The organism is Pseudidiomarina aestuarii (assembly GCF_048263735.1).
Lineage (GTDB): Bacteria > Pseudomonadota > Gammaproteobacteria > Enterobacterales > Alteromonadaceae > Pseudidiomarina > Pseudidiomarina aestuarii_B.
The window spans coordinates 376600-389343 of sequence record NZ_JBLXDX010000002.1; the positions used below are offsets into that span (position 1 = coordinate 376600).

Sequence of the window (12744 nt, forward strand, 5' to 3'; positions counted from 1 at the left end):
ACATTAGCTCTGTAGTAACTCGAGTAACTCGGCTTCGCTTAACACAGGCACGCCGAGTTGCTCTGCCTTCGTCAGCTTCGAACCCGCATTATCGCCTGCAATAACTGCTGTAGTCTTTGCCGATACACTGCCCGCTACTTTTGCGCCACGCGCTTGCAATGCTTGCTTCGCTTCATCTCGCGTCATTTGGGTGAGAGTGCCTGTTAATACGTAGGTATTACCGCTCAGAGTCGCTTCGCTCGCAGCCAGTTGCTCAACAGCGGGCCATTGCACACCTTGTTCGAGTAATTCTTCGATCACTGTTTGATTGTGTGGCTCACGGAAGAACTGGTAAATATGACTGGCCACCACCTTACCGACATCCGCTACTTCTTCGAGTTCTTCTTGCGACGCCGCTTGGAGTTTCGATAACTCGGCGAAATGACTCGCCAGATTCGCGGCTGTGGCCTCGCCTACTTCGCGAATACCCAGCGCAAAGAGAAACCGCGGCAACGAAGTAGCTTTGCTCTTCTCGATGGCAGCGACAATGTTCGTTGCTGATTTCTCACCCATCCGCGGCAATTGCGCTAGCTGGCGTGCCTGTAGACGGAATAAATCAGCGGGTGACTGCAACCATTCCAGATCCACCAGTTGTTCAATAAGCTTATCGCCTAGCCCATCAATATCGAGCGCTTTACGCGATGCGAAGTGTTTCAATGCTTCTTTCCGTTGCGCCGCACAAATGAGGCCACCCGTGCAACGCGCTACCGCCTCACCTTCGGCTCGTTCGACATGCGACTGGCACACCGGGCAGACTGTTGGAAACTCAATCGCTTCTGTCCGCTCAGGACGCCGCTCGTGCACCACGGCAACAACTTGCGGAATCACATCGCCAGCCCGACGAATAATTACCACGTCGTTGATACGAATATCCAGCCGCGCTATTTCATCGGCATTATGCAACGTTGCATTGGATACCGTCACACCACCCACAGCAACCGGCTCGAGGCGAGCGACGGGTGTAATAGCACCAGTTCTGCCGACCTGAAAATCGACGCCACGAATAACTGTGAGCTCTTCTTGCGCTGGAAACTTCCATGCGATCGCCCAACGCGGCGCACGTGAAACAAAGCCTAAATCCTGCTGTAAGGCAATGGAGTCTACTTTTATCACCACGCCATCAATTTCGTAACGCAAGTCAGCGCGCCGCGCCAAAATATCAGTGTAGTAATCTCGACAACCCTCAGCATCGTCAACCCGCCTGACTTCACCACTAATGGGTAGGCCCCAGCTCTCCAACTGTTGTAAGCGGCCAAAATGCGTCGTATCAAGCTCTACGTTGTTGCTCACCACACCCATACTATAGGCATAGAAATGCAGCGGGCGTTGCGCAGATATCCGCGAATCTAATTGCCGTAAGCTTCCGGCAGCAGCATTGCGCGGATTTGCGAATACCTTGTCACCGCGCTCCAACGCTTGTGCATTATATTTTTCAAATGCCTGCACCGGCATGAATACTTCACCACGTACTTCAACGCGTTCAGGGAAGTCTCCACTCAATTGCAGGGGTAAATTACGGATAGTTTTGACGTTCTCGGTAATGTCTTCACCGGTTTGCCCATCACCTCGGGTCGCCGCCTGAACCAGTTTCCCGTTTTCGTAGAGAATACTAACTGCAGCACCGTCCAATTTGGGCTCGCAACAATAAGCAATAGCGTCTTGCCGATCCAATCGTTCGGCAACACGATTTGCAAACGCCTGAAACTCTTCCAGCTCAAACGCATTGTCCAAGCTCAACATGGGCATTTCGTGGCGAACTTGCTGAAATTCCGCGAGTGCTTGCGAGCCTACTTTTTGCGTCGGAGACTCAGCCGTTGCGAGTTCTGGAAAATCACTTTCGAGTTGTTGCAGTTCGCGAAACAGGCGATCGTACTCTGCGTCAGGAACGCTGGGTTCATCGAGTTCGTAGTATTCACGGTTATACTTGGTTAGCAGCGCCATCAATTCTTGCATGCGCTGTGCAGGTGCTTTCTGAGTCATGGAATGCCGTTATTGTCTAATGAGACGTTTACGCTCAAATTCACGAATACGCTGATGAATGTGTTGCACCGACTGCCGCGTCAACGGGTTGCGGTGTTCATCCAAAACTTGGCCCTTGTCGACGGCCGCAGCCAATTTTACCGCAGCATTGTGCATCATGGTAAACGCCTGCTTCGAGTCGCCCTTAATCGGTAATGCTAAGAACAGGGCAATCCCGTCGGTTTGGAAGGTTTCCATATGGTCGATATCAAACGTACCCGGATTGAACATATTCGCCAAGCTAAAGAGCACGGGACCATTGCCTGCGGTATCAACATGACGATGGAAAATATCAAAATCACCGTATTTGAAGCCGAGTTCAGTCATCTGTTGCAGCAAAATGGCGCCTTCGAAATTGCCTGTCACATGCAAAACAATTACTTCTTCAGGCTCTTCGGTGAGAATTTTTTCGTCCGGCTTACGCTCAACCTTTAAATCCATTTGCGCTTGGCTGGGTTCTGCTGTCATCGAAGGAATTGATTCGGGCAGATCATCAGTTGCCCGCATGGATGGTGGCTCAACCACGTCTTCCTGCGCTCGCACCGGTGCTGCTCCAGTTTCAGTGGACTCGACTGCTGGACTTTCCGATGGCAGCTCTGCTTGAGGTTGTGGCGCAGGTTCAGCCGCTGGCTTCGGCTCTGAAAGGGGCTCGGGAGCAGATTTAGCGGCAGGTTTAGGCTGGCTCTCAGTGCGTTTAATGACACGCACGGCACCAATGCCGTCATCATCAAATCCATCAGCTGATTGACGTTTGCGTTCCAGAGCAGCAGCACGGTCAGAATCACGCCGTTCATTTTTGCGAATGGTCCACATGCCATGGCCAATGATGGCAAGAATTAGTATTAAACCTATGACCGTAAACACAATCTGCATATTACTCATGTAACGCTCTCTTCGTTGTTATCATTTCGGTTACAAGTTGATCGTTCACACTCAAGCTTCTGTCATGGCTACTGCGGCCTCAATATCAACCGCAACCAATCTCGATACACCAGGTTCTTGCATGGTAACACCAGCTAAATGCGACGCCATTTCCATCGCGATTTTGTTATGGCTGATGTAAATAAACTGGACGGTTTCTGACATTTCTTCAACCAATCGACAAAAACGACCCACGTTAGCATCGTCGAGCGGCGCGTCTACCTCATCCAATAAACAAAACGGTGCTGGATTCAGACGAAAGATTGCAAACACCAATGATAAAGCTGTTAGCGCCTTTTCACCACCGGAAAGCAAATGAATTGTGCTATTTTTCTTACCCGGTGGCCGCGCCATAATAGTCACCCCAGTTTCCAGCAGATCATCATCGGTTAACGCCAAATAGGCCGTACCACCGCCGAAGACCTTCGGAAACAACTCCTGCAAGCCAGCGTTCACCGCATCAAACGTCGTCCGGAAGCGCTGCCGTGTCTCTTTATCAATTTTCCGTATGGCCGTTTCTAACGTATCCAATGACGACGATAAATCATCATGTTGCTGATCTAAATAACTTTTTCGCTCTGCCAACGTTTCCGCTTCATCAATCGCGGCAAGGTTGATAGCACCAAGCCGCTGGATTGCCGCCTGCAGTCGTTCTACTTCCGCTTGCCATTGTTTTTCATTAGCATCTTCAGCAAGTTGCTCGAGGATCGGTTTCAATGGCTGATTCATTTCTTGTAAGACCGCGAGCACATTGCGGCTGCGCTCTTGTAATGCAACCAGCTCTAACTGGCTACTTTGAACCTTCTGCCGCGCTTTCTCAATATGCGCCTCAACCCCTTGCGCGCCAGAACTAACTTCACGTAATTGTTGCTCGAGTGTACTCACTTCATTAGCAATATCACGCCGTTGTTCATCCACGCCTTCGCGCTGCTGCAATAACTCTTCCAATTGCAGCGCCAGCATCTCGAGCTCTTCTTGTTGCTCGCTAGCAGGCTCTTGCAGCAGTTGTAACTGTTCTTGAGTTTGGGCGCTATGCTGTTTACTTCGTTCTAACAGTGTCGCCATCTGTTGCAGCTGCAATAGTGCTTGTTGCAATTGCATGGCAAGTTGTTGCGCTTGCTGCTGCCGTTGTTGCAACCGGTCGCGTAATGCTTGCCGCTGCTGCTGTAACTCATGGCGTTGTTGCTGCCAATCCGCATCGTCCTGCACAGCCTCATCGTGTTCTAAATATTGCGCTAATTCTTCGCTCGCAACAGCTGCGGTCAACGCAGATTCCTCTGCCTCTTGTTGCTGCGCTTCTATACGCTCATGCCACTGCGCAATTTTGCTTTGTATGCGCTGTTGCTGCTCGTGTTGCCACGCCAACTTATCCTGCCACGTCGCCCGCTGAGCCTGCAGCTCATTAATAGCATCCCGTTCCGTTTGCAGTTGTTGATCGAGTTGCTCAAGCAAACTCTCTTGCTGCTGACGCTCATCTTGCAGCTGTTTGAGTTCGCTGCTGATCGCATTCAATCGCGCCTCAATACTGGTCAGTTCCTGCTGCTGCAACAGTTGACTATCAGCAGCCTCAATACTGGCAGCACGATAACCAGCCGCGGACCACAATTGTCCGGTCGGCGTCATCGCCGCAAGCCAGCCATCGGCAAGACATTGTTGTGCAGCCTCAGCTGACGACGCTGCGGCGATATTTTGTAGCCACTCCCAACGCGTCAGCAGCCCCTGACATTCAGCGGCTAAACTGCCTTGCCGTGGCTCGCTGTCGGTTCCAAGCACAACCACGCGTGCGCCCAGTTCCTCCGGCCATTGCTGCAGACGCTCTTCGACAATCCAAGCATCAAGCCACGCGCCGGTGAGCTGCTCAATAGCTAGTTGCCAGGCTTCCGTCACTTGCATGTGATCACGCACTTGCCCGCGGGCGGTGACCTTTTGTGCATCTAACCAAGCTTTGACCCTTTCTGGCCAATGACTTGCGCTCGCGGCCTCAAGTAGTGTTTGTAGAGAACTCTGTCGACCACCCAGTTGTTGTTGTTCTGTGTGACGTTCAGCAATAGCGGTCTGCAGATTTTCACTGTGCTCCTGTGCCTGCCGCTTGTCGGTTTGAACGGCACCGAGTTGTTGTTGCCGCTCGTGCAACGACGCCTCGAGACTGCTCAATTGCTCCTGTAACTCGGCGGCGTCGAGTTCATTTAATTCACGTTGCGAGGCTTCCAACTCTTGCTTTAATTGCGTAATAGCTTCCAGACATCGGGCTTGCTGGTGCTCGGCTCGCTCGATTTGTAACTTGAGATTCTGTTCCGTTTCACGCCGCCGTTGCTGCTGCTCCAAGAATTGTTGATGCGCGTCTTGTTGCGCTTCGTAGCGCTCGTCGAGCGCCTCAAACTCAGTCTGTGCTTGTTCGTGCTGTGCCTGCGCCTCTTCATGCTGCGGCGTGAGTTCATCGATAGTCAGTTGCAACTGAACTTCAGCTTCCACGTCACGCTGATAGGTTTCATCAAGTCGTTCAAGCTCGTCGCTTAACTCACGCTTGCGTTGCTCACGTTGCTGCAATTGTCCGCGTAAACTCTGCAGTTGGTGCTCCGTGCGGGTGACATCATTACCGAGCTGATAAAACTGTTGTTGTACGGCATCTAAACGTTGCTTGGCATCTGCTGTTTGTTCCCGCAATTCGGTGGTACCGCGTTCACTACCGCGCTGTTCCGCCAACCATTTTTCGAGCTCAGTTTCATCAGTTTGAATTTGTCGGCGAATCGACTCTGCTTGATTCTCAATAACCAACCAGCGCAAAGCTTGGAGTTCTGCTCGATAGGTGCGTTCTTGAGCTTTGAGTTCTTTGTAGCGCTGGGCGGCAGCGGCTTGGCGTTGCAGCTTATCGAGTTGGGCGCCTAGTTCATCACGAACATCCGTCAATCTATCGAGATTGTCACGAGTGTGTTGGATGCGACTCTCGGTTTCTTTGCGGCGCTCTTTGTATTTAGAGATACCCGCAGCTTCTTCAATAAATACACGTAATTCTTGTGGTTTCGATTCAATGAGCCGGGAAATCATGCCCTGTTCGATAATCGCGTAGCTGCGCGGACCTAGGCCAGTTCCTAAAAATAAGTCGGTGATGTCGCGACGACGGCATTTACTGCTGTTGAGAAAATAGTCCGAACGCCCATCACGCGTCACCAACCGCTTGACTGAAATTTCAGCGTAACTGGCGTACTCACCCTGAATACGCCCACTGGTGTTATCAAAGACGAGTTCGACGCTGGCTTGCGAAACGGGTTTGCGCGCATTGGAGCCATTAAATATGACATCGGTCATGGCATCGCCGCGCAAATTCTTCGCAGAACTCTCACCAAGCACCCAGCGCACCGCATCAATGACATTCGATTTACCACAGCCATTCGGTCCCACCACACAGGTCATCTGGTGCGGGAACGGCACTTTGGTGGGGTCGACGAATGACTTGAAGCCGACTAATTTGATGTGCTTAAGGCGCAAGTACGAAGTCCATGTTGTTATTGTTGTTATCGAAGCTGTTAGGATTCATGAGAATCACGAAAAACACAAGACTATGATGGTCAGTTTCCGGACCATAACCGCTCTCGTAACTCATATTTACAATTTCAACTGCAGAGAACAAGTCTATCCCCCTATAATGACCCCATCTGAATAAAATAAAGAGGACGTCATGGAACGCACCGTCAGTAACTTTGGCCCTAGTTATGTCGCACGTGGCTTTGAATTAGCCTTTCAGCCCGGTGTGCGGCGCTACGCTATTATTCCACTGCTACTGAATATCTTGCTATTTGCGGCTGCTATCTGGGCGGTGTTCTCGTATGCCGGAAGCTGGATAGAACTCGTGCTCAGTTGGCTGCCCGATTATCTCGAGTGGTTGCGCTACTTGATGTGGCCGTTTTTGGTACTAGCGATTATTGTGCTCTTTGCGGTGAGTTTTACGAGTGTTGCCAATATCATTGCAGCACCCTTTAACAGTTTGCTCGCTGAAAAAGTCGAAGAAAAACTAACAGGTCAGCGCCCGGTTGATGGCGGCGTGGCAGGCATGGTGCGTGATATCCCTCGCATTATTGGTCGAGAGCTTCAAAAGCTGATGTATTTCTTTCCACGCTTTATAGGTTTCCTGCTGCTGTTTTTATTTGTACCTATTATTGGTCAAGTGCTCTGGTTCTTGTTCGCGGGCTGGGTCATGACCATCCAGTACGCCGATTATCCCATTGATAACCATAAAATTCCGTTTAAAAATATGCGACACCAACTCTGGTCGATTAAGGGTAAAAGCTTAAGTTTTGGTTGTCTGGTCGCCTTTCTCGCCTCAGTGCCACTTATCAATTTAATTATGATTCCAGTAGCTGTCGCAGGCGCAACAGCTATGTGGGTGGATCATTTACGTGATCAAGCCCTAGCAATACAGCCAAAAACGTTCTAATCTAGCAACAAACCAATTACATATTGAGTACAAATGTTCGGTTCTCGTCACATTCGCACATGGATCTGCGGAGCACTTTTGCTTGCGGGAGTACCGACTACGCTCGCCTCGGATATCGTCTGGGGCGTCAATCATGTGCCTCCATTTCATATCCTTGAAGGCGAACATCAACATCAAGGCATCTGCGATGCGCTGGTGCAAGCATTTATCAACGCAAGCCCACATCTGGAACATGAAATCAAAGAGCTACCGACATCACGACTTTCGGCACTGATACAAAATGATCAGAATGTATGTCTGCCTTGCATGATCTTGAAACCTGCCGACCAAAGCATTGCCCAATTTTCCGACCCCACGAATACCTACCCTCCACACGGTATTATTACGCGCCCTGAGCTAGCAGAGGAATTGACGAGTAAATTCGGCAATCCGTTAGACATTGAAGCACTAGTATTGAGTCGAGATTATAGTTTCGGTCAGCCGCCAGAACGTAAATTCGGACGCTTACAAGGTTTTCTCGATCAGGAGCTGGTTAATAGCCCGCAATTTTCGGTGATTGGTGGTTCGCAATCATCCCATAATTTGTTTCTCATGCTGCGCAGTGGTCGTATTGACTACACTATCGATTACCTGATGATGAAGAATTATATTGAAAGCACCACCAGCAACGAGTATGTGTTTATTCCCATTCAACAAAATAAAGATGATGCCATTGTTGGCGCTGTCGGTTGTTCGAAGAACGCTTGGGGAACGCAAGCACTCGAGCTTATCAATGAAATCATTCCGGTTGCTATTGAAGATCCAGTCGTCCGCGACGCCTACTACCGCTGGTTACAAGAATAAATGAGACGCTATCGGTTACCTACTGAAACCGCTATAATATGGCGCATTATCGATCAGTTAGGTTTTCTTCATGAGTGTAGAGCAGTTCCCCCCCACCGCAGAGTTGGCACCCGGCGCAAAAATTGGTTTTGTGAGCCTGGGGTGTCCGAAAAATCTTGTCGACTCTGAGCGCATTTTGACGCAACTTCGCACCGAAGGTTATGACATCGTCAATAGCTATACCAACGCTGACATGGTGATTGTGAACACGTGCGGCTTTATTGACAGCGCCGTACAAGAATCGCTGGACGCCATTGGTGAAGCACTCCATGAAAACGGTAAGGTGATTGTGACCGGTTGCTTAGGCGCCAAAGATGACGAGATTCGTGAAGTGCATCCTAACGTTTTAGCCATTACCGGTCCTCATGCTTATGAAGAAGTAATGGGACATGTCCATAAATATGTGCCGAAGCCGACCGCAACTATTCCCTATGAGAATCTCGTACCGGATACGGGCGTCAAACTCACGCCACGTCACTATGCTTATCTGAAAATATCGGAAGGCTGCAATCATCGGTGTACGTTCTGCATCATCCCGTCGATGCGCGGCGACCTCGTGAGCCGTCCTATCGGAAATGTGCTTGATGAAGCCAAGCGCCTCGCCAATGCAGGCGTAAAAGAGTTACTCGTCATTTCTCAAGATACCAGCGCCTACGGCGTCGATGTGAAGCATAAACTAGGCTTTTGGGATGGCAAACCGGTCAAAACACGCATGCTTGAGCTGTGTGAAGCGCTGGGTGAATTAGGCATTTGGGTTCGCCTACATTACGTCTACCCATATCCATCGGTGGACGATGTCATCCCGTTGATGGCCGCAGGGAAAATCTTGCCCTATCTCGATATTCCAATGCAGCATGCCAACAAGCGTATTTTGAAATTGATGAAGCGCCCTGGTTCAGCGGAACGCACGTTAGAGCGGATCCGCGGCTGGCGTGAAATTTGTCCAGATTTGACTATCCGCAGTACCTTTATTGTCGGCTTCCCAGGCGAAACCGAGGCTGAATTTGAAGAGTTATTACAATTCTTGCGCGATGCGCAATTGGACCGCGTCGGTTGTTTCACCTACTCCGATGTGGATGGCGCCAAAGCGAATGACTTACCTGATCCGGTTCCTGAAGCAGTGAAGCAAGAGCGTTACGGGCGCTTTATGCAAGTTCAACAAGAAATCAGTGCGCAGCGGTTGCAGGCTAAAATTGGCCGCACCCTCGACGTTCTGATTGATGAAGTGGATGCTGAAGGTGCGATTGGACGTAGTTACGCAGACGCCCCTGAAATTGATGGCTTGGTCTATTTAAATGGCGAGGTCAATGTCAAACCAGGCGACAAAGTCACCGTCCTGATTGAGCATGCCGACGAGTATGATCTCTGGGGCTCTCTCGTAGCAAAGTAATACGATTCAAAAAAATCCCGGCAGTTGCCGGGATTTTTTTATTCGCTATCGTCGCTCGTATCATCATCCAATAACTTCTGATCGAGCTTCTTACTGGATTGCACGCCAAGCTTCCGGAAGTTTTCAACACGGCCGACCAAGTTCCCGCGCCCCACTGACAACTTATTCATGGCACCATCGTAATGCTTGCGAACAGTATCCAAAGAATTGCCAATCTTTTGCATATCCTCAATGAAACCAACGAACTTGTCGTAAAGCTTCGCTGCATCATTGGCGATGCGCTGCGCATTTTGATTTTGATGCTCGTATTGCCAAATGTTGTTGACCGTTCGTAACGCTACCAACAAATTGGTTGGACTCACCAACATAATGTTGTGTTCAAGCGCTAAGCGAATCAATTCAGGATCACGATCAACAGCCAATAAAAATGCGGGCTCAATTGGAATAAACATCAATACGTAATCGAGCGTTCTGACGCTGTCGAGCTGCTGATAGTTCTTTTTACTGAGTCCTTTGATGTGATTCCGCAATGAATTAACATGCTCGGTGAGTGCTTGGTCACGGTCAGCATCTACATCACTGTTAAAATAGCGCTCATAGGCCACTAGTGAAACTTTGGAATCAATGACGACATCTTTATCGTTCGGTAGATGCACCACCACGTCAGGCTTAAACGCTTTACCGTCATCATCGCGGTGATGAGTCTGCGTTTCATACTCATGCCCTTCGCGTAATCCCGACTGCGTCAGAATTCGCTCCAGTACCACCTCACCCCAGTTGCCCTGAGTCTTCGTGTCGCCTTTCAACGCTTTGGTGAGCGCTTCTGCCTCTAAAGCCATTTGCTTGTTCAAATCTTTGAGCGAGTTGACTTGCTCAGCTAGCGCAGCCCGTTGCTTGATTTCATCTGAGTACTGCTGCGTTACCTGCGTTTTGAAGGTTTCCAGTTGCTGCTTGAATGGCGCTAGCGTCGCCTCCAAGGTTTGCTTGCTACTGACCTGTAAACGCTCGGATTTTTGCTCGAAGATTTGCTGTGCTAGACGTTCAAACTCTTTCTTCAAACGTTCTTCACTGGCTTCAAGCAACTTTTGTTTTTCTTCCGCATGTTGCAACGCTGATTCGAGCTTGGAACGAACAGCAGCTAGTTCAGCTTGCACTTCACTGCGCTGCTGCTGTGTATGCTGCAGTTGCTGTTCAGTGCGAGCAAGACGTTGCTCATACTGATCGCGTTGCTGCTCGGTTGTGGTTTGGCTTTGGTCTAATTGCGTTTGCAGAAACTGTTGCTGTTGCCGCGCCTCTTGCTGCTGCGCTCGCAACCGCGGTTGCCAAATCAGCCAAATTAACGCAGCACCGAGAGCAAAAGCGCCCGCTGCTGCACTCAACCATTGCCAGAGTTCTAGACTAAGCATCCGCTTCAGCCAGTTTGACCCGCCAAATGGCAGGCCCGGTTTCGTGGGCATTTTCACCCGTGCTGTCTACCGCGACGGTGACCGGCATATCTTCCACTTCAAACTCGTAAATTGCTTCCATTCCCAAGTCCTCAAAGGCCACTACGCGGGCCTTCTTAATCGCTTTCGCTACCAAATACGCAGCACCACCAACAGCCATCAAATACACGGCTTTATGTTGCTTGATACTCTCGACAGTCGCAGGTCCACGTTCGGCTTTACCAATCATGCCCAAAATACCTGTCTTATCGAGCATCATATCGGTGAACTTGTCCATTCGTGTCGCGGTTGTCGGCCCAGCTGGTCCAACCACTTCATTACCGACCGGGTCGACTGGCCCAACGTAATAAATAAATTTATTCGTGAAGTCGACTGGCAGCGACTCGCCTTTGTCCAACATGTCTTTGATGCGTTTGTGCGCAGCATCACGGCCGGTCAATAACTTGCCCGATAACAAAACTGTTTCACCGGTTTTCCAGGTTTCGATGTCGGCTTGACTGACTTCATCTAAATTCACGCGGCGCGCGTCATCACCCAACTGGAAGGTAATATCAGGCCAGTCTTCAAGCTTCGGCGGTTGCAGATCAGCTGGACCACTTCCGTCTAGCACAAAATGCGCATGGCGAGTGGCCGCACAATTTGGAATCAGGGTGACTGGCTTCGACGCCGCGTGGGTCGGTACCGACTTAATCTTCACGTCCATCACAGTGGTGACGCCGCCCAGACCTTGAGCGCCGATGCCGAGCTTATTTACGCGGTGATAGATTTCCAAACGCAGTTCCTCTTCGGCTGTTTGCGGCCCGCGATCAAGAAGCTCCTGAATATCCACTGGATCCATCAAGCTCTCTTTCGCTAACACTGCAGATTTCTCAGCAGTACCACCAATACCGAGGCCAATCATACCGGGTGGGCACCAACCAGCGCCCAATTTTGGCATGGTTTCTACCACCCAGTCGGCAATGGAATCACTCGGATTCAACATGACCATCTTGGATTTATTCTCGGAACCGCCGCCCTTGGCTGCGATCATGACATCCACATGCCCGCCCGCAATCATATCGATATGCACTACAGCAGGCGTGTTATCGCCGGTATTCTTCCGCGCTCCAGCTGGGTCAGACACAATCGAAGCACGTAACGGATTATCTGGATTCAAGTATGCGCGACGGGTTCCTTCATCGACCATTTCCTGCACCGTCATGTCGGTTTTATCCCATTGCACATCCATGCCAACTTTGACAAAACAGGTCACGATACCTGTGTCCTGACAAATAGGTCGTTTACCCTGTGCCGACATTCTGGAGTTGGTCAACACCTGAGCGATTGCATTCTTGGCTGCCTCGCTCTGTTCACGGTGGTAGGCTTGTTCGAGTGCTTGGACGAAATCCAGCGGGTGGTAATAAGAAATGTATTGCAACGCGTCCGCGATGCTCTCGATAAAGTCAGCCTGACGTATAATGGCCATGTGAACCTCTGTTGACAGCTAAAGGGTGTAAATTTGAAGTGTCGCTATAATAGCGCTTTGCATCCCAAGTGACCAGTTATGCTATGCTGCTGCGTCGTGACTTTAGTGGCAACCCGAGATGCCAACACTAGGATCGTTTTACACAGGAGAA

At 50.2% G+C, this 12744-nt stretch carries 8 protein-coding genes; 3 read left to right on the top strand and 5 right to left on the bottom strand.

The genetic code is table 11. The features are described from left to right. Window positions 1–3: 3 nt before the first annotated feature. The 3 genes from ligA to smc are packed head-to-tail and all read right to left on the bottom strand — an operon-like array spanning window position 4 to window position 6465. Window positions 4–2019, bottom strand: a complete 2016-nt coding sequence (gene ligA / locus ACN0S4_RS06425) for an NAD-dependent DNA ligase LigA (protein ID WP_417656883.1) — start codon at window positions 2017–2019, stop codon at window positions 4–6. A 9-nt stretch (window positions 2020–2028) separates the two neighbouring features. Beyond that, window positions 2029–2940, bottom strand: coding sequence for a cell division protein ZipA (gene zipA / locus ACN0S4_RS06430; RefSeq protein ID WP_417656884.1), 912 nt, complete (start codon window positions 2938–2940; stop codon window positions 2029–2031). Between the two features lie 51 nt (window positions 2941–2991). After that, a complete protein-coding gene (smc, locus tag ACN0S4_RS06435; RefSeq protein ID WP_417656885.1) occupies window positions 2992–6465 on the bottom strand; it encodes a chromosome segregation protein SMC in 3474 nt (1157 codons plus the stop codon). Window positions 6466–6655: 190 nt separating this feature from the next. Here smc and cysZ point away from each other — a divergent pair, with 190 nt between their 5' ends. The 3 genes from cysZ to rimO all read left to right on the top strand — a co-directional run bounded on the left by cysZ (window position 6656) and on the right by rimO (window position 9683). Next, window positions 6656–7411 carry a sulfate transporter CysZ gene (cysZ, locus tag ACN0S4_RS06440; RefSeq protein WP_417656886.1) on the top strand — a complete coding sequence of 252 codons (756 nt, stop codon included), beginning with the start codon at window positions 6656–6658 and terminating at the stop codon, window positions 7409–7411. A 33-nt stretch (window positions 7412–7444) separates the two neighbouring features. Next, on the top strand, window positions 7445–8254 hold the full coding sequence (locus tag ACN0S4_RS06445; protein ID WP_417656887.1) for a hypothetical protein: 810 nt from the start codon (window positions 7445–7447) through the stop codon (window positions 8252–8254). A 70-nt stretch (window positions 8255–8324) separates the two neighbouring features. Beyond that, window positions 8325–9683, top strand: coding sequence for a 30S ribosomal protein S12 methylthiotransferase RimO (gene rimO, locus ACN0S4_RS06450; protein WP_417656888.1), 1359 nt, complete (start codon window positions 8325–8327; stop codon window positions 9681–9683). Between the two features lie 38 nt (window positions 9684–9721). Here the strand turns inward: rimO and rmuC are convergent, their stop codons facing one another. Beyond that, window positions 9722–11140, bottom strand: a complete 1419-nt coding sequence (gene rmuC, locus ACN0S4_RS06455) for a DNA recombination protein RmuC (protein ID WP_417656889.1) — start codon at window positions 11138–11140, stop codon at window positions 9722–9724. Next, window positions 11082–12593 carry a fumarate hydratase gene (locus ACN0S4_RS06460; RefSeq protein ID WP_417656890.1) on the bottom strand — a complete coding sequence of 504 codons (1512 nt, stop codon included), beginning with the start codon at window positions 12591–12593 and terminating at the stop codon, window positions 11082–11084. The genes rmuC and ACN0S4_RS06460 overlap by 59 nt, the downstream gene beginning before the upstream one ends. Window positions 12594–12744: the final 151 nt, after the last annotated feature.

Bases quoted from the DNA above. Each gene is read 5' to 3' on its own strand.
- rmuC (WP_417656889.1), bottom strand. From the start codon at position 11,140: ATGCCCACGAAACCGGGCCTGCCATTTGGCGGGTCAAACTGGCTGAAG.
- ligA (WP_417656883.1), bottom strand. From the start codon at position 2,019: ATGACTCAGAAAGCACCTGCACAGCGCATGCAAGAATTGATGGCGCTG.
- ACN0S4_RS06460 (WP_417656890.1), bottom strand. From the start codon at position 12,593: ATGGCCATTATACGTCAGGCTGACTTTATCGAGAGCATCGCGGACGCG.
- ACN0S4_RS06445 (WP_417656887.1), top strand. From the start codon at position 7,445: ATGTTCGGTTCTCGTCACATTCGCACATGGATCTGCGGAGCACTTTTG.
- cysZ (WP_417656886.1), top strand. From the start codon at position 6,656: ATGGAACGCACCGTCAGTAACTTTGGCCCTAGTTATGTCGCACGTGGC.
- zipA (WP_417656884.1), bottom strand. From the start codon at position 2,940: ATGAGTAATATGCAGATTGTGTTTACGGTCATAGGTTTAATACTAATT.
- rimO (WP_417656888.1), top strand. From the start codon at position 8,325: ATGAGTGTAGAGCAGTTCCCCCCCACCGCAGAGTTGGCACCCGGCGCA.